This window comes from Agrococcus sp. GW821-FHT14H11 (assembly GCF_058803545.1).
On record NZ_JBXAPA010000005.1, the window covers coordinates 185,661 to 210,749 of the forward strand.

General features: G+C 74.1%; 23 protein-coding genes. 7 read left to right on the plus strand and 16 right to left on the minus strand.

The genetic code is table 11. The features are described from left to right. Positions 1 to 3 precede the first annotated feature (3 nt). Both AC1RNL_RS07525 and AC1RNL_RS07530 read left to right on the plus strand, forming a co-directional pair. Positions 4 to 573, plus strand: a complete 570-nt coding sequence (locus AC1RNL_RS07525; RefSeq protein WP_492934873.1) for an RNA polymerase sigma factor — start codon at positions 4 to 6, stop codon at positions 571 to 573. Beyond that, entirely contained in the window at positions 557 to 1,354 is a 798-nt protein-coding gene (locus AC1RNL_RS07530; protein WP_310121543.1) for an anti-sigma factor, read from the plus strand. The genes AC1RNL_RS07525 and AC1RNL_RS07530 overlap by 17 nt, the downstream gene beginning before the upstream one ends. Positions 1,355 to 1,360: 6 nt before the next feature. On the opposite strand, the gene AC1RNL_RS07535 is transcribed toward AC1RNL_RS07530, so the two are convergent. The 3 genes from AC1RNL_RS07535 to uppS form a co-directional block, all read right to left on the minus strand. After that, a complete protein-coding gene (locus tag AC1RNL_RS07535) occupies positions 1,361 to 2,419 on the minus strand; it encodes a winged helix DNA-binding domain-containing protein (protein WP_492934874.1) in 1,059 nt (352 codons plus the stop codon). Positions 2,420 to 2,548: 129 nt separating this feature from the next. Then, a complete protein-coding gene (phoH2, locus tag AC1RNL_RS07540) occupies positions 2,549 to 3,877 on the minus strand; it encodes an RNA 5'-3' helicase PhoH2 (protein WP_225792811.1) in 1,329 nt (442 codons plus the stop codon). A 202-nt stretch (positions 3,878 to 4,079) separates the two neighbouring features. Continuing rightward, entirely contained in the window at positions 4,080 to 4,856 is a 777-nt protein-coding gene (gene uppS / locus AC1RNL_RS07545) for a polyprenyl diphosphate synthase (protein ID WP_225792795.1), read from the minus strand. A gap of 70 nt (positions 4,857 to 4,926) precedes the next feature. Here uppS and trhA point away from each other — a divergent pair, with 70 nt between their 5' ends. Beyond that, complete coding sequence (gene trhA / locus AC1RNL_RS07550) at positions 4,927 to 5,673, plus strand: PAQR family membrane homeostasis protein TrhA (RefSeq protein ID WP_246990571.1); 747 nt, start codon at positions 4,927 to 4,929, stop codon at positions 5,671 to 5,673. A gap of 65 nt (positions 5,674 to 5,738) precedes the next feature. Continuing rightward, positions 5,739 to 6,809: a trypsin-like serine peptidase gene (locus tag AC1RNL_RS07555; protein WP_128190302.1), complete on the plus strand. Its 1,071-nt coding sequence runs from the start codon at positions 5,739 to 5,741 to the stop codon at positions 6,807 to 6,809. Between the two features lie 15 nt (positions 6,810 to 6,824). Here AC1RNL_RS07555 and secA read toward each other — a convergent pair whose 3' ends face one another. The 7 genes from secA to AC1RNL_RS07590 all read right to left on the minus strand — a co-directional run bounded on the left by secA (position 6,825) and on the right by AC1RNL_RS07590 (position 16,674). After that, entirely contained in the window at positions 6,825 to 9,623 is a 2,799-nt protein-coding gene (secA, locus tag AC1RNL_RS07560; RefSeq protein ID WP_492934875.1) for a preprotein translocase subunit SecA, read from the minus strand. Positions 9,624 to 9,736: 113 nt separating this feature from the next. Next, positions 9,737 to 10,414, minus strand: coding sequence for a ribosome hibernation-promoting factor, HPF/YfiA family (gene hpf, locus AC1RNL_RS07565; RefSeq protein ID WP_128190651.1), 678 nt, complete (start codon positions 10,412 to 10,414; stop codon positions 9,737 to 9,739). Between the two features lie 84 nt (positions 10,415 to 10,498). Beyond that, positions 10,499 to 11,140: a ComF family protein gene (locus AC1RNL_RS07570; RefSeq protein ID WP_492934876.1), complete on the minus strand. Its 642-nt coding sequence runs from the start codon at positions 11,138 to 11,140 to the stop codon at positions 10,499 to 10,501. Positions 11,141 to 11,212: 72 nt separating this feature from the next. Next, on the minus strand, positions 11,213 to 12,862 hold the full coding sequence (locus AC1RNL_RS07575) for an LpqB family beta-propeller domain-containing protein (protein WP_492934877.1): 1,650 nt from the start codon (positions 12,860 to 12,862) through the stop codon (positions 11,213 to 11,215). Beyond that, positions 12,859 to 14,565 (minus strand): MtrAB system histidine kinase MtrB, encoded by a 1,707-nt coding sequence (mtrB, locus tag AC1RNL_RS07580; protein WP_246990567.1) that lies wholly within the window; start codon positions 14,563 to 14,565, stop codon positions 12,859 to 12,861. The genes AC1RNL_RS07575 and mtrB overlap by 4 nt, the downstream gene beginning before the upstream one ends. 7 nt (positions 14,566 to 14,572) lie before the next feature. Then, positions 14,573 to 15,256, minus strand: a complete 684-nt coding sequence (mtrA, locus tag AC1RNL_RS07585) for an MtrAB system response regulator MtrA (protein WP_128190623.1) — start codon at positions 15,254 to 15,256, stop codon at positions 14,573 to 14,575. A gap of 74 nt (positions 15,257 to 15,330) precedes the next feature. Then, positions 15,331 to 16,674, minus strand: a complete 1,344-nt coding sequence (locus AC1RNL_RS07590; RefSeq protein WP_492934878.1) for an MFS transporter — start codon at positions 16,672 to 16,674, stop codon at positions 15,331 to 15,333. A 65-nt stretch (positions 16,675 to 16,739) separates the two neighbouring features. Between AC1RNL_RS07590 and AC1RNL_RS07595 the strand changes: the two genes are divergently transcribed. Continuing rightward, positions 16,740 to 17,252: an ArsR/SmtB family transcription factor gene (locus tag AC1RNL_RS07595; RefSeq protein WP_492934879.1), complete on the plus strand. Its 513-nt coding sequence runs from the start codon at positions 16,740 to 16,742 to the stop codon at positions 17,250 to 17,252. Positions 17,253 to 17,268: 16 nt separating this feature from the next. On the opposite strand, the gene AC1RNL_RS07600 is transcribed toward AC1RNL_RS07595, so the two are convergent. The 4 genes from AC1RNL_RS07600 to rsmA form a co-directional block, all read right to left on the minus strand. After that, entirely contained in the window at positions 17,269 to 19,089 is a 1,821-nt protein-coding gene (locus AC1RNL_RS07600) for an ABC-F family ATP-binding cassette domain-containing protein (protein ID WP_492934880.1), read from the minus strand. 224 nt (positions 19,090 to 19,313) lie between these two features. After that, positions 19,314 to 20,237, minus strand: a complete 924-nt coding sequence (locus AC1RNL_RS07605; protein WP_128189489.1) for a 4-(cytidine 5'-diphospho)-2-C-methyl-D-erythritol kinase — start codon at positions 20,235 to 20,237, stop codon at positions 19,314 to 19,316. Between the two features lie 57 nt (positions 20,238 to 20,294). After that, entirely contained in the window at positions 20,295 to 20,822 is a 528-nt protein-coding gene (locus tag AC1RNL_RS07610) for a hypothetical protein (RefSeq protein WP_492934881.1), read from the minus strand. Beyond that, a complete protein-coding gene (gene rsmA, locus AC1RNL_RS07615) occupies positions 20,823 to 21,731 on the minus strand; it encodes a 16S rRNA (adenine(1518)-N(6)/adenine(1519)-N(6))-dimethyltransferase RsmA (RefSeq protein WP_492934882.1) in 909 nt (302 codons plus the stop codon). It lies immediately after the preceding gene. 110 nt (positions 21,732 to 21,841) lie between these two features. On the opposite strand from rsmA, the gene AC1RNL_RS07620 reads away from it, so the two are divergent. Continuing rightward, entirely contained in the window at positions 21,842 to 22,843 is a 1,002-nt protein-coding gene (locus tag AC1RNL_RS07620; protein ID WP_492934883.1) for a hypothetical protein, read from the plus strand. A 19-nt stretch (positions 22,844 to 22,862) separates the two neighbouring features. Here the strand turns inward: AC1RNL_RS07620 and AC1RNL_RS07625 are convergent, their stop codons facing one another. After that, positions 22,863 to 23,816, minus strand: coding sequence for a TatD family hydrolase (locus tag AC1RNL_RS07625; RefSeq protein WP_246990559.1), 954 nt, complete (start codon positions 23,814 to 23,816; stop codon positions 22,863 to 22,865). 112 nt (positions 23,817 to 23,928) lie between these two features. Here AC1RNL_RS07625 and AC1RNL_RS07630 point away from each other — a divergent pair, with 112 nt between their 5' ends. Then, positions 23,929 to 24,525: a hypothetical protein gene (locus AC1RNL_RS07630; protein WP_492934884.1), complete on the plus strand. Its 597-nt coding sequence runs from the start codon at positions 23,929 to 23,931 to the stop codon at positions 24,523 to 24,525. Between the two features lie 36 nt (positions 24,526 to 24,561). Here the strand turns inward: AC1RNL_RS07630 and AC1RNL_RS07635 are convergent, their stop codons facing one another. Beyond that, positions 24,562 to 25,032: an SRPBCC domain-containing protein gene (locus AC1RNL_RS07635; RefSeq protein ID WP_492934885.1), complete on the minus strand. Its 471-nt coding sequence runs from the start codon at positions 25,030 to 25,032 to the stop codon at positions 24,562 to 24,564. Between the last annotated feature and the right edge of the window lie 57 nt (positions 25,033 to 25,089).

Genomic DNA, 25,089 nt, shown 5'->3' on the forward strand with positions numbered 1-25,089 from the left:
GCCGTGTCGAGCGAGGAGGCGTCGGAGGTCGAGGTGCTGTCACGCGCCTTCGCCGAGGACACCTCGCCGGAGGTGCTGCGGCAGGCGTACGAGCGCTGGGGCGGCCTGGTCTACGCGCTCGCGTGCCGGGCGATGCCGGCGCACGACGCCGAGGATGTCGTGCAGCAGACGTTCGTGTCGGTGTGGCGCTCGCGGCAGTCGTACGACCCCGCCTCGGGTCCGCTCGGCGCGTGGATCGTGACGATCGCCCGGCGGCGGATCGCCGACCACTGGAAGGCGCGCTCGGCGAGCGAGCTGGCCGTGGATCCGGAGACGCTCGCAGGAGCGCTCGATCGAGGTGAGGGGGACCCGGTGCTCGACGCGGTGCAGGATTCGCTGACGGTGCAGGAGGAGCTCGAGCACATCGGCGAGCCCCAGCGCACCATCGTGCGGCTCGCCGTGCTGGAGGACCGCTCGACCGCCTGGATCGCCGACTCGCTCGCGATGCCGGTCGGCACCGTGAAGAGCCACCTGTCGCGGGCACTGCGACGGCTGAGGGACCGATGGGAGGAGACGCATGCAGCATCTGCCTGACGAGACGCTCGCCGCGCTCGCCCTCGGCGAGGCCGCCGACGGCGCCCCGCACCTCGACGACTGCCCCGCGTGCCGGTCGGAGGTCGACTCGCTGCGCTCCGCGGCCGACCGCTTCCGGCTCGCCGACCTGCCGGCGCTGCCGCCGCCGGCAGGCGTCTGGGATCGCATCGCGGCCGAGATCGCGACCGACCTGCCCGCCGACGCCGACGCGCCCGCGACGGCCGGCGCATCCGCCGTGCCCCCGGCGCTGCCCTTCACGCCATCGTCCGGCGCGGCCCGAGGCCTCGAGGAGGGCGCGGAGGTCACGTCGATCGACGTCGCCCGCCGCCGCCGCCGCCGGTTCAGCGCCGGCGCGCTCATCGCGGCCTGCGCCGCCTCGGCCGCGGTCGCGGCGAGCGCGGCCGTCGTCGTCGTGACCCAGCTCACCGGCGAGCCGCGCTCGATCGGCGTCTCGGAGGCGACGCTCGACCCGCTCGGCGAGCTCGGCCCGAGCGTGACGCCCGCGCGCGCCGAGGTCGTCGAGCAGGACGGCCAGCGCCTGCTCGTCGTCGACGCCGACGCGCTGCCCGAGGTCGACGGCTACCTCGACGTCTGGCTGCTCGACGCCGACGCGCAGCAGATGGTGAGCCTCGGCGTCATGGACCGCGAGACGACGCAGCTCGCGCTGCCGGCCGACCTCGACCTGGCCGCCTACCCGATCGTCGACGTGTCGGTCGAGCCGTACGACGGCGACCCGACGCACAGCGGCAACAGCGTCTGGCGGGGCGCGCTCGGCGGCTGATCCCGCTCAGCGGTGCGGCCAGCGCCGCAGCGCCGACTCGATCGCCGCGAGCGTGCGCGGCGGCACGGGCGCGACGAGCTCGAGCACCGGCTCGCCGCGGCCGCCGGCGGGCAGTCGCCACGTGCCGACCGCCACGCCGTCGACGAGCACCACCGGCCGGAAGACGCCGTTGCCGCCCGGCACGATCGCCTGCATCGCCGCCGCGCTCACCGCGAGCGAGCGGTCGCCGTAGCCCAGCAGCCACTCGTCGAACCCGGGCACGAGCACGACCCCGGAGCGCGGCGCCTCGGCGGCCCCGGCCGCCACCAGCATCTCGACCCCGTCGACCAGCACCCGCTCGAGCACGCCGCGATCGGGGTCGGATGCGCGCTCGAGCGCCGCGCGGACGGGCCGCTTGGGCAGTCCCGTCCACCACGCCGCATCGTCGGCCCGCGCGGGGCCGCGCGCCGCCGCCCAGCGGGCGAGCGCCTCGTCGAGCGCGGCGGCGGGCTCGGGCACCTCGGGCGGCGGCCCGCCGACGAGCAGCTGCTCGGAGCCCTCGAACGGCCCGAAGCGCACGAGCCCGTCGTAGGCCGAGAGGGCCAGCAGGTGGTAGCCGCGCCCGCCGCCCGTCGCGATGCCCGCCGCCTCCCACGCCGCCAGCAGCGCGCGTCGCGCGACGGGTCCCGGCGCGAGCACCTCGCGCAGCACGGCCGCGGCCGCGGCGGCGGTCGGCGCGTCGATGCCGCGCGACGCGCACATGCGCCACTCCTGGGGCCGCAGGCGATCGACGGTCGCGGCGTGCAGCACCGCGAGGTCGTCGGGGGTGGCGACGAAGAGCGTGCCGCGCATCGCCCACGACCGCACGAGCTCGCCCGCGTCGAACGCGGCCCGCACCTCGGCGAGCCCCGTGCCGGGTGCCGAGCGGATCGCGATCGCGCGCAGCACCTGCGGCAGGTCCTGCCCCTGCATCGCGACCATGCGGCGCACGGCGTCGGCCGGCGCGCGCCGCGAGCCGCGCACCTCCTGCGCGGCGATGCGCATGCGGCGCGCCTGAGCTGCGGTCAGCGACCTCGGAGCGGCCATGCGGCCACGGTAGCCGTGCCCGCCCACGCGCGCCCGCGCATCCGTGCACCCGCGCCGCAGACCCGTTCCACCGCCGCCGACCCGGTGCACCGGGTCCAGCAGGGCGGAACGGGTCGGCGTGGGCGGCGCTCAGCCCTCCAGCAGGCTCGTCACGAGCGCGGCGATGCGCGAGCGCTCGCTGCGGGTGAGCGTGATGTGGCCGAAGAGCTCGTTGCCCTTGAGCGTCTCGATGACGCTCGCGACGCCGTCGTGGCGGCCGACCCGCAGGTTGTCGCGCTGCGCGACGTCGTGCGTGAGCACGACGCGCGAGTTCTGGCCGATGCGGCTCAGCACCGTCAGCAGCACGTTGCGCTCGAGCGACTGCGCCTCGTCGACGATCACGAACGCGTCGTGCAGCGAGCGCCCGCGGATGTGCGTGAGCGGCAGCACCTCGAGCATGCCCCGATCGGCGACCTCGTCGAGCACGTTGTCGCTCACGAGCGCGCCCAGCGTGTCGTAGATCGCCTGACCCCAGGGGTTCATCTTCTCGTCCTTGTCGCCGGGCAGGTAGCCGAGCTCCTGGCCGCCGACCGCGTACAGCGGGCGGAAGACGATCACCTTCTTGTGCAGGCGCCGCTCGAGCACCGCCTCGAGCCCCGCGGCGAGCGCGAGCGCCGACTTGCCCGTGCCGGCCGAGCCGCCGAGCGAGACGATCCCGACCTGCTCGTCGAGCAGCAGGTCGATCGCGAGGCGCTGCTCGGCCGAGCGGCCGTGCACGCCGAAGACGTCGCGGTCGCCGCGCACGAGCGTGATCTCGCCCGCGCGGGTGACGCGGCCGAGCGCCGAGCCGCGCTCGGAGGAGATCACGAGGCCCGTGTTGACGGGCATGCCGGCCACCGCATCCGTCTCGAGCCGCTCGTCCTCGTAGAGCCGGTTGATCTGCTCGCCCGAGAGCGCGAGCTCGGCCGTGCCCATCCAGCCCGAGTCGACGGCCTGCTCGGCGAGGTACTCCTCGGCGGCGAGGCCGATCGAGGCCGCCTTGACGCGCATCGGCATGTCCTTCGACACGACGCAGACGTCGAGGCCGTCGCCGGCGAGGTTCGACGCGACGGCGAGGATGCGCGAGTCGTTGTCGCCCAGCTGCAGGCCGCTGGGCAGCACCTGCTGGTTCGTGTGGTTGAGCTCGACCCGCAGGCTGCCGCCGCCCTCGGTCGGCACCGGGAAGTCGAGCCGCTCGTGCGCGACGCGCAGGTCGTCGAGGTTGCGCAGGGCCTTGCGGGCGAAGTAGCCGATCTCGGGATCGTGCCGCTTCTTCTCGAGCTCGGCGATCACGATCACGGGGATCACGACGGAGTGCTCGGCGAAGCGGTGGATCGCCCCCGGGTCGGACAGCAGCACGCTCGTGTCGAGCACGTAGGTGCGCTGGCGGGTGTCGGTCGTCTCGACCTCGACGGAGCCGCTGGCGGGGGTGGTGGCGATCTCAGGCACGTGGCGCTCCCTTCCGACCGGGGTCGGATTTCACGCGGCCGTCGCCTCCCGTGGTGCTCGCTGGCGCGAAGGCCGCTCGCTCGCCGGGCGGAGATGCCCGACACCGCCGAATGTACGCTCGCGCGGCGCCGCGGACCGGCGGCGACACACGGATGCGCGCCGCGAGTTCACACGATCGTCACGTGCCGTTCGGTCAGCGCCCGTAGCGCCGCTCGCGCAGCCCGTAGGCGCGCACCGCGCGCAGGAAGTCGACCTCGCGGAGGTCGGGCCCGAGCGCCTCGACGAAGTAGAACTCGCTGTGGGCGCTCTGCCAGAGCATGAAGTCGCTCAGCCGCTGCTCGCCGGACGTGCGGATGACGAGATCGGGGTCGGGCTGCCCCGCGGTCGAGAGGTGCTCGGCGATGAGCTCGGGCGTGAGCCGCTCGGCGAGCTCGGCGGGCGTCGCCGCGCCGGCCGACGAGAGGATGCGGCGCACCGCCTCGACCAGCTCGTGGCGCCCGCCGTAGCCGACGGCGAGGTTGACGCAGATGCCCTGCTGGTCGGCGCTGCGCGCGACCGCGCCCTCGAGCGCCGCGACGAGGGGCGCGGGCAGGCCCGCGGTGTCGCCGACGTGGCGGATGCGCCGGCCGGGGATGCGGGACAGGTCGTCGGCGAGCTCGGCGATGATCTCGCACAGCTCGCCGAGCTCGGCGCTCGCACGGCCCGTGAGGTTGTCGCGCGAGAGCAGGTAGAGGGTCACGACCTCCACGTCGATCTCGGCGCACCAGTCGACGAACTCGCGCAGCCGAGCGGCCCCGGCTCGGTGCCCGTGGCCGGCGGTGGCGAGGTTCTGCTCGCGCGCCCAGCGGCGGTTGCCGTCGATGATCATGGCGATGTGGCGCGGCACGGCGACCCGTCGCAGGTCGCGCCGCAGCCGCCGCTCGTAGTAGCGGTAGACGAGGCGGGAGCCTGGGGCGCTGCGGAGTCGCACAGACGGCAATCTATCGGCTGCGCTCGCGAGGATGCTCGCCGCGGCACTGCGTACGCCGTACGCTGTAGGCATGGCATCCACGACCGAGCCCGAGCGCCACGAGGTGCGATCGAGCGAGCCCGAGACCCCGCACCTGCCGCTCATCGAGGCAGCGGGCGACGCGATCGCCGAGGCCGCGATCGAGCACAAGCCCACCTGGCGCGGGTGGATCCACGCGGGCACCGCTCCCCTCGCGCTCATCGCCGGCATCGTGCTCGTGATCGTCGCCGACGGCGCGCTCGCGAAGACCGCATCGGCCGTCTTCGCGCTCTCGAGCGTGCTGCTGTTCGGCATCTCGGCGGTCTACCACCGCTTCCACTGGCAGGAGCGCACGCGCGTGCTGCTGAAGCGCCTCGACCACGCCAACATCTTCCTGCTCATCGCCGGCAGCTACACGCCGATCTCGCTGCTCACCCTGCCCTCGCCGACCGACTGGATCCTGCTGAGCGTCGTCTGGGGCGGCGCGATCGTGGGCATCGCCTTCCGCGTCTTCTGGCTGGGCGCGCCGCGCTGGCTCTACGTGCCGATCTACCTCGCGCTCGGCTGGGCGGCGGTCGCGTTCCTGCCGCAGATCTGGGCCGCGAACGCGGTCACCGCGATGCTCGTCATCGCGGGCGGGCTCGCCTACTCGGTGGGCGCCGTGATCTACGGCATGAAGAAGCCGAACCCGTTCCCCGGCCGCTTCGGCTTCCACGAGATCTTCCACGTCTGCACCGTGATCGCGTTCCTGTGCCACTGGACGGCCATCCTGCTCGTCGCGGTCGCGCCGCCCGCCTGAACCCCGCGCGGCTCGGGGCGCGCTCCCAGCCGTCGCCGCCCGCATCCGCCTAGCGTGAGAGGGCCATGCGCACGACCCGCCTCGCGGCAGCCGCCGCCGCTCTCGCCGCCGTCCTCGCCGTCGGCGGATGCGTCATCCTGCCGCCGCCACTCCCCGGCGAGATCACGCTGCCGCCGACCACGCCGCTGCCGGTGCCGTCGCCGACGACGCAGCCGCAGCAGGGCGAGGCGCTGCCGGTCGAGCCCGACGAGCCCATCACCGACGCCGACGAGACCGGCGCCGACACCGGCGAGCTGTACGCGGGCTCGCGCGGCGAGACCGTCGACGGCTACCTGCCCGACGCCGCGTTCGACATGGTGCTCGAGCCGACCCGCGGCACGGCGGCGGTGCAGCCCGGCATCGCGCTGCCCGTGCACGACGGCGGCGACGAGCTGCTGCCCGGGGAGGCCAACGGCACGAGCCGCAACCTGCTGCTGAGCACCGTCGGCAGGCTCGAGCTCAGCACCTCCGAGGGCGACTTCACCTGCACCGGCACCGTGATCAACAGCGACTCGGGGCTCATCGTGGCGACCGCCGCCCACTGCATCTTCGACGACGAGACGCGCGACTGGTACGACCGCATCCTCTTCGCCCCGGGCTACGAACGCGGCGACACCCCGTACGGCGTGTGGGAGGCCGAGCGGTGGTGGGTGCCCGAGCAGTACCTCGAGGCCAACACGCGCTGGCTCGACGGCGCCGACGACGACGGCTGGATGGGCTTCGACTTCGGCTTCATCCGCTTCGCACCGCAGGGCGGCCGGACCCTCGAGCAGGTCGTCGGCGGCCAGGGCATCAGCTTCACCGCCGAGACGAACGGCGTCGTGATCGCCGGCTACCCGGGGAACGACCCCTTCGACTCGGAGGTGCTGCGGCACTGCGCCGAGGACCGGCTGAACTACGGCGCGGGCGGCGACGCGAACTACGGCGCCGACTGCGTCATGGGCGACGGCGCCTCGGGCTCCGGATGGGTGTCGAACGTCGACCCGGCGACCGGCGCCGGCCACATCACCGCCGTCTACTCCAATGGCGGCGACACCGGCGCCTACGGACCGCCGCTCGGCGTCACCGCCTGGAACGGGCTGCAGTCGATCGATTGAGCCGGCGAGACCCGCCTACCGCGCCTCGTCGTCCTCGACCTGGCCGAACGCGCCCACCTTCGGCGCGGCCTTCGCCTGCTTCGTGGCCGCGCGCCGCTGCTCGCGGTTGCCGCTCGCGGCCCGCGCCTGCGCGGCGACGGCCGGGTTGCCGCTCTTCGCGCGCGCCTTGCCCGTCTCGGCGCCGAGCTCGTGGCCGGCGGCGTCGTGCACCGACGCCTCGCCGTCCTCGTCGGGGGCCGAGTAGGTGAGGCTCGTCGTGTCCTCCTCGACCTCCTCAAGGCCGCCGCCCTCGATCGCGGGCGCCTCGGGGCTCGCGCCCTGCTGCACCTTGACCTCGAGGTTGAAGAGGAACTGCACCGACTCCTCGCGGATCGCCGACATCATCTGCTGGTAGAGCGCGAAGCCCTCGTTCTGGTACTCCACCACCGGGTCGCGCTGCGCCATCGTGCGCAGGCCGATGCCCTCGCGCAGGTAGTCCATCTCGTACAGGTGGTCGCGCCACTTGCGGTCGATGACCGACAGCACGACGCGGCGCTCGAGCAGGCGCATCGCGGGCGAGCCGAGCGCCTCCTCGCGCTTCGCGTAGGCGATCTTCGCGTCGGAGACGAGCTGCTCGTAGAGGAAGTCGGCCGTCAGGCGCGGCTGCGCCTCGGCGACGACCTCGTCGATCGTGATGCCGACGGGGTAGATCGTGCGCAGCTCGGTCCAGAGCGCCTCGAGGTTCCACTCGTCGCTGTCGTTGCCGACCGCGTGCTCGTCGACGAGGTCGCGGATCGTGCCCTCGAGGAAGCCCTGCACGCGCCCCGCGAGGTCGTCGCCGTCGAGGATGTGCCGGCGGTCGGAGTAGATCGCCTCGCGCTGGCGGTTCATGACGTCGTCGTACTTCAGCACGTTCTTGCGCATCTCGGCGTTGCGCGCCTCGATCTGCGCCTGCGCCGAGCGGATGGTGCGGGTGAAGATCTTCGACTCGAGCGGGATCTCGTCCTCGTCGGCGTCGACCGCCATGAAGCGCTGCGCGACGGAGCCGCCGAACAGGCGCAGCAGGTCGTCCTGCATCGACAGGTAGAAGCGGCTCTCGCCCGGGTCGCCCTGGCGGCCGGAGCGGCCGCGCAGCTGGTTGTCGATGCGGCGCGACTCGTGGCGCTCGGTGCCGAGCACGTACAGGCCGCCGGCCTCGATCACCTTCGACGCCTCCGCCTCGACGGCGGCCTTCACCTCGGCGAAGACCTCGTCCCAGCGCTCCTCGTACTCGTCCGGCGTCTCCGAGGGGCTGAGGCCCAGCTCGGTCATGCGCGTGACGGCGAGGTGCTCGGCGTTGCCGCCGAGCATGATGTCGGTGCCGCGGCCGGCCATGTTCGTGGCGACGGTGACGGCGCCGAGGCGGCCCGCCTGCGCGACGATCGCGGCCTCGCGGGCGTGGTTCTTCGCGTTCAGCACCTCGTGCTTGACGCCGGCCTTGGCGAGCAGCCCCGAGAGGTACTCGCTCTTCTCGACGCTCGTCGTGCCGACCAGCACCGGCTGGCCGGCCTCGTGGCGCTCGACGATGTCGTCGACGACGTGCTTGAACTTGCCCTCGACGGTCGCGTAGACGAGGTCGGACTGGTCCTTGCGCTGCACGGGCTTGTTCGTCGGGATGGGGACGACGCCGAGCTTGTAGGTCGACATGAACTCGGCGGCCTCGGTCTCGGCGGTGCCGGTCATGCCCGCGAGCTTCGAGTAGAGGCGGAAGTAGTTCTGCAGGGTGACCGTCGCGACCGTCTGGTTCTCGGCCTTGATCTGCACCCCCTCCTTCGCCTCGATCGCCTGGTGGATGCCCTCGTTGAAGCGGCGGCCCTGCATGATGCGGCCGGTGTGCTCGTCGACGATGAGCACCTCGCCGTTCATGACGACGTAGTCGCTGTCGCGCTTGAACAGGGCCTTCGCCTTGAGCGCGGTGTTGAGGAAGGAGATGAGCGGCGTGTTCGCCGACTCGTAGAGGCTGTCGATGCCGAGGAGGTCCTCGACCCGCTCGATGCCGGGCTCGAGCACGCCGACCGTGCGCTTCTTCTCGTCGACCTCGTAGTCGACCTCGGGGCGCAGGCGCTTCGCGATGCGGGCGAACTCGCCGAACCAGCGGTTGGCCTCGCCGGCGGCGGGGCCGGAGATGATGAGCGGCGTGCGGGCCTCGTCGATGAGGATCGAGTCGACCTCGTCGACGATCGCGAAGCCGTGGCCGCGCTGGACCATCGCGTCCTTCGAGTGCGCCATGTTGTCGCGCAGGTAGTCGAAGCCGAACTCGTTGTTCGTGCCGTAGGTGACGTCGGCCGCGTACTGCTCACGCCGCACCTCCGGCGTCTGGCCGGCGATGATGCATCCGGTCGTCATGCCGAGCGCCCGGAAGACGCGGCCCATGAGCTCGGACTGGTAGCTCGCGAGGTAGTCGTTGACCGTGACGATGTGCACGCCCTCGCCGGCGATCGCGTTGAGGTACGCGGCGATGGGGGCGACGAGCGTCTTGCCCTCACCGGTCTTCATCTCGGCGATGTTGCCCAGGTGCAGCGCCGCGGCGCCCATCACCTGCACGTCGTAGGGGCGCATGCCGAGCGTGCGCTTCGCGGCCTCGCGGACGGCCGCGAAGGCCTCGGGAAGCATCACGTCGAGCGCCTCGCCGTCGGCGTAGCGCTGGCGGAACTCGGCCGTCTCGCCGGCCAGCTCCTCGTCGGTGAGCTCCTCGAACGCGTCCTCGAGCGCGGCGACATCGGCGGCGATGCGCTCCAGGCGGCGGCGCAGCCGGCCCTCGCCGGCGCGCAGCATGTTCTCGAAGAAGTTGGGCACGAGGTGAGCCTTCCGTGCATCGGGGCGAGGTGGCGGTCCGGGAACCGACTGCCCATCGTAGCAACGCGTGCCGAGCGGCGTCCCAGCCATGGCCGGGACGCCGCGCGGAGGGGTCAGGAGGCGGCGCGCTCGGCGCTCGCCGCCGACTCGGCCTGCTCCTCGTCGAGGGAGATCACGCCGTACGACCAGCCCTTGCGCCGGTAGACGACGGCGCACTCGCCGCTCGCCTCGTCGACGAAGAGGTAGAAGGGGTGGCCGACGAGCTCCATCTGGTCGACCGCCTCGCGCACGCCCATGCGCTTCGCGGGGAAGCGCTTCTCGCGGATCACCACGGGCGACCACTCGTGCTCCTGCTCGCGATCGGGCTCGATCGTCGGCACGGAGCCCGTCGCGACCGCCTCGACGACGGCCGGGTCGGCGGGCGTGATGGCGACCTGCTCGAAGCCGTTCGCAGCCGCCTCTCGCAGCGGTGTGCGCTTGCGGGCGCTGTGGTCGTGGCGCTTGTCGTGGGCGCGCCTCGCGCGCTCCATGATGCGGTGGTAGGCGGAGTCGAAGGCCATGTACTTGTCGGGCCCGTCGGACTCGGCACGGATGATCGAGCCGGGCCCGTGGACGGTGATCTCGACCCGTCCGCCGGCGATCGCGGAGTGCGCATCCGCGTGGCGGGTGAGCTTGACGTCGAGGGCAGTCGCACGGGGCAGGAGCTGCGTGACCTTCGCCAGCTTCTCCTCCGCGTAGGCGCGGAAGCGGTCCGTGATGTCTGCGCCCTTGGCGCCGAACGTGATCTCCATAGTGGCCTCCCATGGGTAGGGCGTCGGCGCTTGCGGCTGCTGCGCCGACTTGCGTGCCGTCACTCTACCCCCGGCGCCCCGGGCTCAGCCGAGCGCTCCCGGAACCCGTCTCGGCACCCGCGCGACGGCGGCGATCGCGGCCGCATCGCACCCCGCGGCGCGCACCGCGCGCACCGCCTCGCGCATCGTCGCGCCGCTCGTGACGACGTCGTCGACGAGCACCACCGCCGCGCCCGCGAGTCGCTCCGCGGCGCGGCGCGGCAGCGCGAGCGTGCCCTGCGCGGCGCTCGCGCGCTCGTCGACCGAGCGCTCCTTCTGCGCGCCCCCGCCCGCGACGCGGCGCAGCGGCACGGCGCGCAGCCCCGCGCCCCGCAGCACGAGCTCGACTGGGTCGAACCCCCGCCGCCGCAGCCCGGCGCGGCTCGAGGGCACGCGCACGAGCGGCGCGGCGGGGGCCTGCGCGATCGCGAGCGCCAGGCCCGCGCCGAGGGCCCGCGACTCCGCCCGGCCGCCGTGCTCCTTGCAGGCCGCCACCAGCATCCGCACCTCCCCCTCGTACGCGGCGGCCGCGACGAGCGGCACGCCGTCGACGTCGCCGCGCACGGGGTCGCCGGTGAGCAGCGCCGCGCACGGCGCGCACACCGCGACGTCGGGCGCGCCGCAGCCGGCGCACGCGACCGGCCACAGCACGCTCGCCGCCTCGCGCAGCGCGCCGCCGATCCCCATGCACGGAGGATGGCGGGCGGATGCGCCGGCGCGGGCCGCGAGCACCGCCGCCTGTGGAGAGCAGGTCGGGCCCTACTGCTGCGTCGCGATGAGCGTGATGGGCGCGAGCCCCGTCGCCGCCGTCCAGACGCGGCCCCGGAGCGACAGCAGCGAGCCGTCGGCGCCGAGCGCCCGCAGCGTCGATGCGCCCTCGCTGCCGCCGACGATCGCGCGCACCGCCTCGCCCGGCGCCGGCAGCTGCTCGGCGGCGCCGCCGACCGCGAGCATCACGATCTGCGACTCGTCGCCGTTCGCGGCGAGCACCGCGACCTCGGTCGAGCTCACCCAGGTGATGTCGGTCGCCGCCCCGTCGACGCGCGGCAGCCGGTAGGGCTCGCCGAGCGAGACTGGCCGGCCGGACGCGTCGCGCATGACGGCTGCGACCCACACCTCGCTCTCGCTGCCCTCCACGGTCGCGACCGCGAGGCGCGCGCCGTCGCGCGAGAGCTCCATCGCGGCGAGGCGCGCCGTGCTGCCCGGCGGCAGCGGGAGCGCGCTGCGCTCCCCGTCGTGCCACGCGACGAGCGCCTGCGGCGTGCCCTGCTCCTGCAGCAGCACCCAGCCCGTGTCGTCGACGGTCGGCACGATCGCCGAGCCCGTCGAGATGACCACGGGCGCGGCGCCCGGCTCGAGCCACGCGGCGGTGGAGCCCGTCGTCGCGACGCCGCCCGCGGCGCCGACCGTGTAGCTCGTGGCGCCGATGGCCGAGAGCGCCGGCCCGACGTCCTCGATCCCCGCGGCGCCGCCGCCGATCGAGCGCAGCGACGTGCCGTCGAGCACGAGCGGCCGCTGGTCGACGTCGCCGTCGTCCACGGGCTGCGCCGACGCGCTCGAGGCGGTGAAGCCGTCGAGGCCCTCGACCTGGATGCGCACCTCCCGGGCGCCGATCGAGCGCAGCGAGAGCGCCAGCTGCGTCGAGAGCGGCTCGAGGCTGCCGCTGCCGAGCTGCTCGACCTGCGCGAAGTCGAGCGTGACGGTGACGATCGTGCCCGCGACGACCGGCTCGCCGACGGTGCGCGCGTCGGGTGCGCCGGCGGTCGTGACGGCGGGCGCGATCCAGCTCGACGGCCCCGCGAGCAGCGCGTCGACCATCCGCCCCGGCAGCGTGGTCGCGGTGCGCTCGAACCAGCGCACCTCCGGCACGCTGCGGGTGCCGTCGGGCGTCAGCCAGTGCAGGGTGTGCGGGCGGAAGAGCTGGGCGAAGTGGAAGCTCGACAGCACGATGCCGTCGGGCGCCTGCGAGATGCGCCACTCCCCCGCCACCTGCAGCAGCCGGAACTCGAGCATGCGGTCGGCGTCGAGCAGCTGCAGGGCGCCCGAGCCGTCGAGCTCGGAGACGGCGGTCGTCACGGCCGTCGCGGTCGTCTCGCCGCCGAGCGACACCTCGGGCTGCCCCGAGCGCACGAGCACGCCCGCACCCGGGTCCCACTGCTCGGCCGCCTCGCCGGCGAGGTACTCGCGGGCGATCGCGAAGTCGTCGCCGGGGCTGATCGCGGCGCTCAGGAAGCCGCGCACGATCTCCTCCTGCGTGGCGCCCGGATGCGGCTCCTGCGCGAGGAAGATCAGGTCATCGGCCTGCTCGCCCGCGTCGACGTGGCCCTCGGTGACGGGGCCGGAGTCGGGGATGGCGACGCAGCCGGCGAGCACGAGCACGGCGGCCGCGGCGGCGAGGATGCGCTTCATCGGCCGGGCTCCTTCGTCGAGGCGGCGGGCGGGTCGACGAGGGTGATCTCCATGGCGTCGATCGCCTCGGGCGCGGGTGCCTCCTCCGCCGCCGGCGGCAGCACGATCGCCTGCGTGTCGGCCGGCGGCAGCTCGATCGGCGAGGCGACCGCGTGCGCGCCGGCCCGCGGCAGCGTGAGCCGGAACGCGGTGCCCTCGCCCGGTTGCGACCACACGTCGATCCAGCCGCCGTGCAGCGCGGCGTCGTCGCGGCTGATCGACAGGCCGAGGCCCGTGCCGCCGGTGCGGCGCTGCCGCGACGGGTCGGCGCGCCAGAAGCGGTCGAACACGCGCGCGGCCTCCTCCTCGGTCATGCCGACGCCGTGGTCGCGCACGGCGATCGCGGCGGCGTCGCTGGTCGAGTCGACGGTGACCACCACGGGCCTGCCCTCCCCGTGGTCGATGGCGTTGCCGAGCAGGTTCTGCAGGATCCGGCGGATGCGACGGGGGTCGACCTCCGCCTCGAAGTGCCCGCCGGGGGCGACGAGCCGCAGCTCGGTGCCGCGCTCCGCGGCGAGGGGCTCGACGGCCGAGATCTCGGCCTCGGCGAGCCGCACGAGGTTGGTCGGCTCGATGTCGAGCTGCGCGGCGCCGGCGTCGAAGCGGCTCAGCTCGAGCAGGTCGGCGAGCAGCTGCTCGAACCGCAGGATCTGCGCGTGCAGCAGCTCGACCGTGCGGCTCGTGACCGGGTCGAACGACTCCCGCCGGTCGTGGAGCACGTCGCCGGCGAGCCGGATGGTGGTGAGCGGCGTGCGCAGCTCGTGCGAGACGTCGGAGACGAACCGCTGCTGCACGGTCGAGAGCGTCGCGAGCTCGTTGATCTGCCGCGAGATCGAGTCGGCCATGTCGTTGAACGAGCGGCCGAGCTTCGCGATCTCGTCGTCGCCGCGCACGGGGATGCGCACGTCGAGCTCGCCCGCGGCGATGCGGGCGCTCGAGTCGGCCGCGGTCTGCACGGGCCCGACCACCATGCGGGCCACGAACCACGTGATCGCGCCGATGAGCGCGATGAGGGCGAGACCGCCCGCCATCATCGTCAGCTGCATGAAGCCGAGCGTCTCCTGCGTCGCCTGCAGGCTCGTGAGCAGGTACAGCTCGTAGCGGCCGGCGAGCGGCACGTCGACGGTGCTGCCGACGATGATGCCCGGCTGCGAGCCCTCGCTCCCCTCGAGCCGCACCGACTGGTAGTAGGGCGTGTCGGATGCGGCGGCGACGGCAGAGCGCAGCTCGGGGGTGAGCAGGTCGGTGTCGAACGACTGCGACTGGACGTCGTTCATCTGCAGCAGCGTCGCGGTCTGCGACTCGGCGCGGAGCATCGCGTACTCGGTGCTCGACCGCGACGAGATGAGCCCGGTGACGGCGTCGAGCGCCCGGTCCTGCAGCGCATCCACCTCACCGCTCGTGAGGTTCTGCGTCACGGCCTCGTCGAAGCTCTGCTGCATCGCCGTCGACGCGCGCACGGCCTCGACGAGCGCCTCGTCGCGGCGGGTCTCGAAGAGGTTCTGGCTCACCGACGCCGACATGTAGCCGAAGACGCCGACGAGCGCGAAGGTCGACATCGCCATGCTGGCCGCGACGACGCGCGCCTGCAGCGAGTGCCGGACGACCCGGGTCGCCCGGTCCCAGATCAGGCGGCCCCAGCCGGGCGGGCGCCGTGCGGCCATCGCTGCCTCAGCTTGGGGTGGGTGCGCCGGCGCGGTAGCCGACGCCGCGCACGGTCGTCACGACCACGGGGTTGTCGACGTCGCGCTCGACCTTGGAGCGCAGGCGCTGCACGTGCACGTTCACGAGGCGCGTGTCGGCCTTGTAGTGGTAGCCCCACACCTGCTCGAGCAGCATCTCGCGCGAGAACACCTGGTTGGGCTTCGAGGCGAGCGTGACGAGCAGCTCGAACTCGAGCGGCGTGAGGCCGATGACGCTGCCCGCGCGGCGCACCTGGTGGCCCTCGACGTCGATCTCGAGGTCGGCGACGCGCAGCGTGCCGCCGTCCTCCTGCCGCTGCGGGCGCAGGCGCGTGCGCACGCGGGCGACGAGCTCCTTCGGGTTGAACGGCTTCACGACGTAGTCGTCGGCGCCCGACTCGAGCCCGACGACGATGTCGGTCGGGTCGCCCTTGGCAGTGAGCATGATGATGGGCACGCCCGACTCCGCGCGCAGCTCGGTGCAGATCTGGATGCCGTCCTTGCCCGGCAGCATCAGGTCGAGCAGCACGAGGTCGGGACGCACCTCGTGGAAGCGGTCGACCGCCTCCGCGCCGTCGGCGCAGAACTCGAGCTGGTAGCCCTCCCCGGCGAGCACGATGCCGATCATCTCGGCGAGCGCGGGGTCGTCGTCGACGACCAGGATCGTCTGCATCGTCGCCCCCTCTCGTGCCGCGCGCCCGTCGGCGCGGCTCCCGCCAGGGTAACCGAGTCGGCTGTGGCGGCCGGTCAGGCCTGCCGCGTCGCGTCCTCCCGCGTCGGCAGCGCCCGCATGCGGGCGTAGGGGCTCAGCAGCAGCGGCAGCGCCCCCAGCATCGCGATGATCGAGCCCACCCAGATCGCCGAGAGCGTGCCGAAGGCGGTGCCGAGCCAGCCGGCGACGAGCGCGCCGATCGGCATGACGCCCCAGACGACGAAGCGGATGGAGGCGTTCATGCGGCCGAGGAGCGGCTTCGGGCAGATGCGCTGCCGTGCGGTGACCTGCACGATGTTGTAGACGAGCACCGAGAAGCCGAGCAGCGCCTCGAACAGCACGAGCAGCACGACCGCCGCGTCGGGGAAGTGCGCCGCGGCGGGCAGCAGCGCGGCCGAGGCGACGAAGAGCAGCGTCGAGGCCGACAGCGCCGGCCCCTCGCCGATCCAGCGGGCGATGCGGTTCGCGAGCACCGAGCCCACGAGGCCGCCGACGGCGCCGAGCGTCATGAGCACGCCGTAGATGGCCGGGTCGAGGCCGAGGATGCGCAGGATCAGGATGGGCGAGAGCGTCATGGCGATCGTCGTGCCGAGGTTCGTGAGCGCCGTGGTGCCGACGATACGCACGAGGAAGTCGGTGCGGGCGACGAACCGCAGCCCCTCGGCGATCTCGCGCACGAGGTGCTGCCGCTCGTGCTTCGGCTTCACGACCTCCTCGTCGCGCACGAGCATGAGGCTGATGGCGCTCAGCAGGAAGCCGACCGCGTTGGCGGCGAGCAGCAGCGGCGCCGAGAGCACCTTGAGCAGCAGGCCGGCGACCGCGGGGCCGCCGAGCCGCATCGTCTGCGCGGTCGCCTCGAGCGCGCCGTTCGCGGGCCCGACGTGCTCGTCGCGCACGAGCACGGGCACGAACGACTGGTAGCCGACGTCGAAGAAGACGGTGGCGACGCCGACCACGGCGCCGATGACGAACAGGTGCCACATCTCGAGCGTCCCGGCGAGCCACAGGAGCGGCACGGCGGCCACCGCGACCACGCGCACGAGGTCGGCCGCGATCATCACGGTGCGCTTGCGCATCCGGTCGAGCCACGCGCCGGCGGGCAGGCCGACGAGCAGGAACGCCGCGGTCTCGGCGGCGTGCAGGTAGCCCATCTGCGCGTCGTCGGCCTGCAGGATCGCGACCGCGACGATCGGCATCGCGAGCGCCGCGAACTGCGCGCCGAGCTGGCTGAGGCCCTGGCCGAGCCAGAACGCGGGGAACCCTCGCTCGCGCCACAGGCCGCGGTGGCCCGGCGGCGGTGCGGCCGGGGAGGCGGGGGCGGTGTCGGGGATGGTCGAGGCGGGCGTGGGGGCCGCGGATGCCTCGGGCTCGGTGGTCATGCGGGAAGCGTACCGCAGTGATTGGGTTCTCCCAATCACTGATTCCGAGCGGCTACGCTGAGGCCATGACCGACGAGGCGATGCCGCCGCCATCGAGCGAGCTGACCGCCAAGGCGAAGGCGCTCTCGTCGCCGCTGCGCTGGCGCATCCTGCGCCTCTGCCTGCACGAGCCGCGCACGAACAAGGAGCTCGCGCGGCTCCTGCAGATGAACGCCGGCACCATGCACCACCACGTGCAGGCGCTCGTCGATGTCGGCTTCCTCGCCGCCGAGGAGCCCCGGGTCGGCGCGCGCGGCGCGAAGGAGATCCCCTACCGCGCCACGGGCATGACCTGGCACGGCTCGGAGGCGCCGCTCGTCGGCCCGGTGCTCGTGCAGACCTTCCTGCAGGAGATCCAGGGCGTGCAGCCGGGCGATCTCGACATCGGCCGCCTCGGCGTGCGACTGAGCCCGGAGGACCGCGCCGAGCTCGACCGCCGCACCGTCGAGCTCATGGAGTGGCTGCGCACCCGCGACTCCCCCGACGGCGACCCGACCTCGTTCATGATCGCCACGCACCCCGACGTGCAGCAGCGCTGAGCCGGCGGCTCGGGCGCTACGCCTCGAGGCCCTCGTGCGCCTCGAGCCACTGCTCCTCGAGCTCAGCGATGCGGGCGTCGACGTCGGCGAGCTCGCCCTGCAGCGCCGCGAGCGCGTCGAAGTCGCTGTGGTCGGCGGCCTCGAAGCGGGCGAGCACCGCGGCGCGCTCCTGCGTCGCCTTCGCGAGCCGGCGGTCGAGGCTCGCCGCCTCCTTCTCGAGCGCGCGCCGCTCGGCGCCGCTGAGGCCGCCGCCCGCGGCGCCGTCGGCGCCGGCGGATGCGCCGGCGTCGCCGGGCGAGGCGTCGGTCGGCCGCGCCTTGGCCCGCCCGACCGAGCCGCGCCCCGATCGCTCGAGGTACGCATCCACGCCCCCCGGCATGTGCACGAGCGCGCCGTCGATCACGGCGTACTGGTGGTCGGTGACGCGCTCGATGAGGTAGCGGTCGTGGCTGACGACGATGAGGCAGCCCGCCCACGAGTCGAGCACGTCCTCCATCGCGGCGAGCATGTCGGTGTCGAGGTCGTTCGTCGGCTCGTCGAGGATGAGCACGTTGGGCTCGTCGAGCAGGATGAGCAGCAGCTGCAGGCGGCGGCGCTGGCCGCCCGAGAGGTCCTTGACGAGCGTCGAGAGCTCGCCGGAGCGGAAGCCGAGGCGCTCGAGCAGCTGCCCGGGTGTCAGCTCCTTGCCGCCGGACGCGTAGCTCGACTTCAGGCTGCCGACGACGGTGCGCACGGGGTCGTCCTCGTGCTGGGCGAGCTCGGCGAGCTCCTGCGTGAGCTCGGCGATCTTCACGGTCTTGCCCGTCTTCACGCGGCCCGAGGTGGGGCGGATGCGCCCGGCGATGAGGGCGAGCAGGGTCGACTTGCCGGCGCCGTTGCGGCCGAGCACGCCGGCGCGCTCGCCGGGGGCGATGCGCCAGGTGACGTCGTCGAGGATCGTGCGGCCGCCGAGCTCGACCGACGCGTCGACGATGTCGACGACGTCCTTCCCGAGCCGCGTGGCGGCGAGCTGCGCGAGCTGGATCGGGTCGCGCACGGGCGGCTCGTCCTCGATGAGCTGCGTCGCGGCCTCGATGCGGAACTTCGGCTTCGCGGTGCGGGCGGGCGCGCCGCGGCGCAACCACGCGAGCTCCTTCTTCATGAGGTTCTGACGCTTCGACTCGGTCGCGGCGGCCATCCGGTCGCGCTCGACGCGCTGCAGCACGTAGGCCGCGTAGCCGCCCTCGAAGGGCTCGACGAGGCCGTCGTGCACCTCCCACGTGCCCGTGCACACCGCATCCAGGAACCACCGGTCGTGCGTGATCGCGACGAACGCGCCGCGGCCGGTCGCGTAGCGGGCGTTCAGGTGGTCGGCGAGCCAGGCGATGCCCTGCACGTCGAGGTGGTTGGTGGGCTCGTCGAGGAAGAGCACGTCCCAGTCGCCGGCGAGCAGCTTCGCGAGCGCCACGCGGCGGCGCTGGCCGCCCGAGAAGCTGCCGACGGCGGCGTGCCAGTCGAGGTCGCCGACGAGCCCGGCGAGCAGGTCGCGGATGCGCGCGTCGCCCGCCCACTCGTGCTCGGGGCGGTCGCCGACGACGGCCTCGCCGACCGTCAGCGCGCCGTCGAGCGTGTCCTGCTGGTCGAGCACGCCCACGCGGATGCCGCCGCGGCGCGTGACGCGGCCGCTCGTCGGCTCGAGGCTGCCGGCGAGCACGCGCAGGAGCGTCGACTTGCCGTCGCCGTTGCGGCCGACGATGCCGATGCGGTCGCCGTCCTCGAGACCGAGTGAGATCGACTCGAACACGGTGCGGGTCGGGAACGCGACGCCGACGCGCTCGGCGCCCAGGAGATGTGCCATATGGCCTCCATCATCCCGCACCGCGCGAGCGTGCGCCGCCCGGCGCATCCGCCTGCCGCCCTCCTCCCCCGAGTGGCGGCTCCGGCGATCGAGTGGCGGCTCCGGCGATCGAGTGGCGGCTCCGGCGATCGAGTGGCGCCACTCGATCGCACAAGGCGCCACTCGACGACGGGAGGCGCCACTCAGTGGCGGGAGGCGCCACTCGGCGCACGGATGCGGCGGGCTCAGTCGATCAGGCGGGCGCCGGGCACGGGGCCGGTCACCTTCACCGCGAGCAGCTGCGCCGCCGAGAGGCTCACCTGCAGCTCGAGCGCCGACTCGAGGTCGTCGCAGAGGAACGCGACGGTCGGCCCGGAGCCCGACACGATGCCCGCGAGGGCGCCGGAGCGCTCGCCGAGCTCGAGCGTGCCGGCGAGGCGCGGCATGAGGCGCAGCGCGGGCGCCTGCAGGTCGTTCTGCAGCACCTCGGCGAGCATCGACGCGTCGCCGGCCCGCAGCGCCTGCAGCACCCGCGCATCCACCGTCGGCACGTCGTGAGCGGGCGCGATGTCGGCCGCGTGCAGCGCGCGGTGCTCGTCGAGCGCCCGGTAGACGTCGGGCGTCGACAGGCCCGCGTCGGCGTAGGCGAGCACCCAGTGGAACTGGCCGCGCGCGAGCGCGGGCGTCAGGCGGTCGCCGCGCCCCGTGCCGACAGCCGTTCCGCCGGCGAGCGCGAAGGGCACGTCGGCGCCGAGGTCGCGGGCGATCTCGTGCAGCGCCTCGCGGCCGAGGTGCAGCCCCCACAGCTCGTCGCACGCGACGAGGGTCGCGGCCGCGTCGGCGCTGCCGCCGCCCATGCCGCCGGCGATCGGCACGTGCTTCTCGATCGAGAGCGCGACGCCGCCCGAGACGCGGCCGCGGCGCGCGAGCGCCATCGCGGCGCGGATCGCGAGGTTGTCGGCGCCGGTCGAGAGCGACTCGTGCGGGATGGGGCCCGAGAAGCGCACCGAGAAGTCGGGGGCGGCGGTGGCCTCGACGATCTCGTAGAGGCTGACGGCCTGGTAGGCGGTTGCGACGTCGTGGTAGCCGTCGTCCTGCAGCGCACCCACGCCGAGGTGCACGTTGATCTTGCCGGGCGCTTTCGCCCGCACCGTGCTCCTCGTCACCACGGCATCCAACCTAGTGCGCCCGCAGCGGTCGTCCCTGCACGGCCCGTCCCGGCCCGCTCAGCCGACGGCGGCGAAGATCGCGTCGATCTCGGCCTTCGCGGCCGCCATCGCCTCGGCGTCGGGCAGCCGCTCGATCGTGAGGCCCACGGGCGTGCCGGAGCGGTTCGGCTGCTGCGCGGCCGCCGCGAGCCGCGTGCCGTCGCCGAGCCGCCAGCGCACGACCGGCTGCGCGGCCGCGAGGTTCTCGCCGTGCGGAGCGCCGTGGCGCGCCTCGACGGCGGCGCGCACGGCGGCGAGCGCCGCGAGGCGCTCCCCCGGCACGGTGCGGGTGCGCCCGACCGTGAAGGTGCCGTCCGCCTGCTGGCCCGGCAGCCGCCCCTTGCGGTCCTGCTCGAAGTCGACGGTGATGCCCTGCGCCCACCACGGGTCCACGCCGTGCTCGCCGACGAGCCAGTCGACGGTCGCCCGGTGCGTCCACTCGAGTCCGCCCGCGCCCTCGATGAGGTCGCGCCACTGCTCGTGGGTGCGCCCGGTCGCCGCCTGGAGCGCGGCCGGCCCCATGTTCTTGTCGATCCGCTCGACCACTCAGTCCTCCAGCAGGACGGGGGCGGATGCGTCGGCGGCGTCCGGCGCCGTCGGCCCGGCCTGGGCGATGCGGATGAAGTCGTCGAGCGCGAGCGCCTCGCCGCGCAGCGTCGGGTCGACGCCGGCGCGCTCGAGCACCTCGGTGGCCGCGGCCGACGAGCCGTAGACGCCCGAGAGCGCCTGCCGGAGCATCTTGCGGCGCTGCCCGAACGCGCCGTCGATCACCCGGAAGGTGCGCTTCCGCAGCGCCTCGTCGCCGCGCGACGGCCCGCGGCGGAATCCGACGAGCACGCTGTCGACGCCCGGGATGGGCCAGAAGATCTGCCGCGACACGTCGCCCTCGAGCGCCCAGGGACCCCACCAGGCGACCTTCGCGCTCGGCGAGCCGTAGGTCTTCGAGCCCGGCTTCGCGGCGAGCCGGTGCCCGACCTCGGCCTGCACCATCACGAGCGCGCGCTCGATGCTCGGGAAGCGCTCGAGCAGGTGGATGAGCACCGGCACCGACACGTTGTACGGCAGGTTCGCGACGATCGCCTGCGGCGGGAACGGCAGCGCCTCGATCGTGAGCGCGTCGTGCTGCACGACCTCGAGCCGCGCCCCCGGCTGCTTGCGCGCCACGGTCTCGGGCAGCAGCTCGGCGAGCCGCGGGTCGATCTCGACGGCCGCCACCCGGGCGCCCGCCTCGGTGAGGCCGAGCGTGAGCGACCCGAGGCCCGGCCCGACCTCGACGACGTCGAGGCCCGACACATCCGCGGTCCGCACGATGCGCCGCACCGTGTTGGCGTCGACGACGAAGTTCTGGCCCCACCGCTTCGTGGGCGTCAGGTCGAGCCGCGCCGCGAGCGCGCGGATCTCGGCGCCGCCCAGCAGGGTCGCGGCGCTCGACACGCCCTCGATGCTCTCGCTCACGCGTCGAGCCTATGCCGAGCGCCCGCTGACCGGGCGCCCAGGGGCGTGCGTCAGGATGCGGGTGCGGGCAGCGCCGTCGAAGCGGCACCGCCCCCGATCGAGGAGGCCGCATGGGCAGCACCGTCCGAGCCAGCACCGCAGCACCGCGGATGCGTCGGGGCAGGCCCGCGAGGGCGCTCGCGGCCGCGGCGCTCACCGGCGTCGCCGCGCTGCTCGCCGCCTGCACGGCGCAGCCGGCCTCCCCCTCCGGCTCGCCCTCCGCGCCCGATGCCCCGCCGAGCGCGACGGGCACGGCCCCGGTGCCGATCGAGGACGACCGCCTCAACGACTCCTACCTCTTCGACCGCGTCTCGTCCGAGGGCGTCGTCGTCGCCTGGGCCGAGCCCGGCGAGACGCTCGCGGTGATCATCGGCGGCTCGGGCGGGGGCGGCGGGTGCATCCCGCAGCCGCAGCCGCTCGAGCTCGACGAGGCGGAGCCCGCGGCGACCATCCGCTTCGACCCGCCCGACCCCGCGATGATGTGCACCGCCGACTTCCGCCTGCACGGCTGGGAGCTCGCGCTCCCGTCGGCGATCGAGCTCGACCGGGTGCTGCAGGTGTCGCTCGTCAACCTCCAGGGGAACGACGAGGTGCTCGAGCTGCAGGTCGGCCCCGACGACAGGCTCGAGAGCGGCCCGACCGCCGACCCGCAGCCGAGCCTCATCCCGGGGTCGCCGCCGCCGGACGCCGGGGAGCCGACGCCCATCCCAGAGGCCCAGCTGCCGGCGTTCGACGAGGTGCTCACGGAGGGCACGAACCCGGCGGTAGCGGTGCGATGGGTCGAGCCGGGCAGCACGCTCGCGGTGCTGCTGCTCGGGTCCGGCATGGAGGAGTGCACGGCATCGCCGGTGGCAGCGCGCGCGACCGGCACCGGCGCGTTGGAGGTGCAGTTCGAGCAGCCGACGCATGACGGCGACTGCAGCGCGGACGGTCGGCTCTACGGCTGGACCTTCGAGCTCGCAGAGCAGATGCCGGCTGCGCTCGGCGTCGAGGTCACGGTGAGCGGGCTGAGCGCCGACGGCGAGGATGCGGTCGTGCAGCTCGCACAGGACGACACGATCGAGCTGGGCTGACCCCGGCCGGGTCGCCGCCTCAGTCCCAGCTGCCGTAGGCGCGCACCGTGTTCTCGGCGGTGAGCGCCGCGAGCTCGTCGGCGTCCATGCCGAGGCGCTCCGCCATCGACCGCACGGTGAGCGGCGTCAGGTACGGGCTGTTCGGGCGGCCGCGGTGCGGCGTCGGCGTGAGGAACGGCGCATCCGTCTCCACCAGGATGCGGCTGCGGTCGGCGACCGCGAGCGCCGCGTGCAGGTTCTTCGCGCTCGAGAAGGTCACGGTGCCCGCGAACGACAGGTACCAGCCGTGCTCGGCCGCGGTGCGCGCGAGCGCCTCGTCGCCGGAGAAGCAGTGGAAGACCGTCGTCTCGGGCGCCCCGACGCGCAGCAGCGTCTCGACGACCTCGTCGTGCGCGTCGCGGTCGTGGATCTGCAGCGCGATGCCGTGCCGCTTCGCGATGTCGATGTGCGCCTCGAACGACTCGTGCTGCGCGCGCCGGCCGTCGTCGCCGGTGCGGAAGAAGTCGAGGCCGGTCTCGCCGACCGCCCGTACGCGCGGCTGCGCGGCGAGCGCGTCGATCGTCGCGAGCGCGTCGGGCAGCGTGCCGGCCGCCGCGTAGCCGGGCGCCTCGTTCGGGTGCAGCGCCACCGCGGCGAGCACGCGGCGGTCCTGCGCCGCGAGCGCCGCCGACCACTCCGACGACTCGACGTCGCCGCCCACCTGGATGACGCCCGCGACGCCGGCAGCCTCGGCCGCGTCGAGGGCGCGCCAGTAGGGGAAGTCGTCGCCGTCCTTGATCTCGAGGTGCGTGTGGTTGTCGTAGATCGGCACGCCGAGGGGCTCCGGTGCCTCGGGCCGCGTGAGGTCGCGCTTGCCGTCGTCGAAGCGCTCCCGGATGTACTCGCCGCCGGGCAGCGTCGTCCCGCGCGGCGCCTCGGCGAGCGGCTCGGAGGGCGTGCGGGCAGGGGCGGTGCCGTCGTGGCTCGTGGGCATGCACCCAGCCTAGGAGAGCCGCCCATAGACGGAGCCGAGGGCCCGTCCAGGCGATCGTCGGGGAAGAGCCGCTATCGTGGTCCGCGTTTTCGTCCACGGAGGTCCTCCCGGCATGCCCAGACGCCTGGCTCTTCCCCTCGCGATCGCGATCGCGCTCGCGATGTCCGCGTGCGCATCCGGCGGCGCCGTCTCGCCGCCGAGCGCGGGCGAGCCCGGGATGGCGGGCACGTCGTCGGAGTCGGCCGAGGAGTCGACGCAGACCGCCGCCGACCAGCAGGCGGCCGGGCAGCAGTCGGTCGCGCGCGATGCGGCGGCCGCTGAGGAGGAAGCGGCGGAGGCCCAGGCGATGGTCGCCCCCGAGCCGTCGGTCGGACTGGATGACGGCGAGGACGGCCTGCCCGAGCACAGCGGCGCATCCGTCGACGACGTGCTGCGGCTCGGCGGCGTCGCCACCTGGATCGACCCGCCCGCCCGCATCGCGCTGTCGCTCCCGGCGTCGAGCGGCTGCTGGGCACTGGCCGGGCCGCTGACCGCCGAGTCCCCCACCGCGCTCGCCGTGCAGGTCGAGCAGCCGCAGGTCTGCGGCGCTCCCGACGCGGCGCGCACCTACACGCTGCTGGTGCCCGCCGAGGTCGACGCGGATGCGGCGCTGCAGCTGACGGTGACGGGCCTGCCGGAGCCGCTCGTGCTCACGCTGCCCGCGCCGTAGCGACGACCGGCGATCCGCGCACGGCGCCGCGCGCGCTCAGTGCGCGAGGTGCGCGAGCGCCTCGTCGAGCCGCTCGAAGTCCTCGTCCATGCCGCCGTCGATGCCCGAGGCGACCATCGCGTCGCAGTCGGCGCGCGACGCGTAGACCGAGGTGATCTCGAGCGCGCACCGCTCCCCCGGCAGCTCGCGGAACTCGAGGATCTCGAGCGTCGGGTGCCCGGGCTCCCCCTGGTACTCCCAGGTGTGCACGATGCGGCCCTCGACGACCTCGTGGTACGAGCCCCAGAAGCGGTGCTCCCCGCCGCCGACCTCGACCGCGTAGTCGAAGTCGCCGCCGGTGCGCGGCTCGAAGTGCTCGATGCGCAAACGGGAGCCGCGAGGGCCCATCCACTGCGAGAAGATCTCGGCGACCGTGTGCGCCTGCTGCACCCGCTCGGCGGGCGCGTCGAACTCGCGGCGGTGCACGACGGTCTGCTCGCCGGTGCGCTCGTGGGTGGTCTCGCTCATGCCCCCACCCTCGCACGCTGCCCGGCATTCAGCCAGGGCGGCAGGGATGCAGCAGCG

What these genes read in the sequence shown, in the direction of transcription:
- AC1RNL_RS07625 (WP_246990559.1), bottom strand. Translation starts at nt 23,816, where the DNA reads ATGCCCACGAGCCACGACGGCACCGCCCCTGCCCGCACGCCCTCCGAG.
- AC1RNL_RS07555 (WP_128190302.1), top strand. Translation starts at nt 5,739, where the DNA reads ATGCGCACGACCCGCCTCGCGGCAGCCGCCGCCGCTCTCGCCGCCGTC.
- AC1RNL_RS07595 (WP_492934879.1), top strand. Translation starts at nt 16,740, where the DNA reads ATGACCGACGAGGCGATGCCGCCGCCATCGAGCGAGCTGACCGCCAAG.
- AC1RNL_RS07570 (WP_492934876.1), bottom strand. Translation starts at nt 11,140, where the DNA reads ATGGGGATCGGCGGCGCGCTGCGCGAGGCGGCGAGCGTGCTGTGGCCG.
- mtrA (WP_128190623.1), bottom strand. Translation starts at nt 15,256, where the DNA reads ATGCAGACGATCCTGGTCGTCGACGACGACCCCGCGCTCGCCGAGATG.
- trhA (WP_246990571.1), top strand. Translation starts at nt 4,927, where the DNA reads ATGGCATCCACGACCGAGCCCGAGCGCCACGAGGTGCGATCGAGCGAG.
- AC1RNL_RS07620 (WP_492934883.1), top strand. Translation starts at nt 21,842, where the DNA reads ATGGGCAGCACCGTCCGAGCCAGCACCGCAGCACCGCGGATGCGTCGG.
- mtrB (WP_246990567.1), bottom strand. Translation starts at nt 14,565, where the DNA reads ATGGCCGCACGGCGCCCGCCCGGCTGGGGCCGCCTGATCTGGGACCGG.
- AC1RNL_RS07635 (WP_492934885.1), bottom strand. Translation starts at nt 25,032, where the DNA reads ATGAGCGAGACCACCCACGAGCGCACCGGCGAGCAGACCGTCGTGCAC.
- AC1RNL_RS07575 (WP_492934877.1), bottom strand. Translation starts at nt 12,862, where the DNA reads ATGAAGCGCATCCTCGCCGCCGCGGCCGCCGTGCTCGTGCTCGCCGGC.
- AC1RNL_RS07590 (WP_492934878.1), bottom strand. Translation starts at nt 16,674, where the DNA reads ATGACCACCGAGCCCGAGGCATCCGCGGCCCCCACGCCCGCCTCGACC.
- AC1RNL_RS07535 (WP_492934874.1), bottom strand. Translation starts at nt 2,419, where the DNA reads ATGGCCGCTCCGAGGTCGCTGACCGCAGCTCAGGCGCGCCGCATGCGC.
- AC1RNL_RS07530 (WP_310121543.1), top strand. Translation starts at nt 557, where the DNA reads ATGCAGCATCTGCCTGACGAGACGCTCGCCGCGCTCGCCCTCGGCGAG.
- AC1RNL_RS07630 (WP_492934884.1), top strand. Translation starts at nt 23,929, where the DNA reads ATGCCCAGACGCCTGGCTCTTCCCCTCGCGATCGCGATCGCGCTCGCG.
- hpf (WP_128190651.1), bottom strand. Translation starts at nt 10,414, where the DNA reads ATGGAGATCACGTTCGGCGCCAAGGGCGCAGACATCACGGACCGCTTC.
- AC1RNL_RS07600 (WP_492934880.1), bottom strand. Translation starts at nt 19,089, where the DNA reads ATGGCACATCTCCTGGGCGCCGAGCGCGTCGGCGTCGCGTTCCCGACC.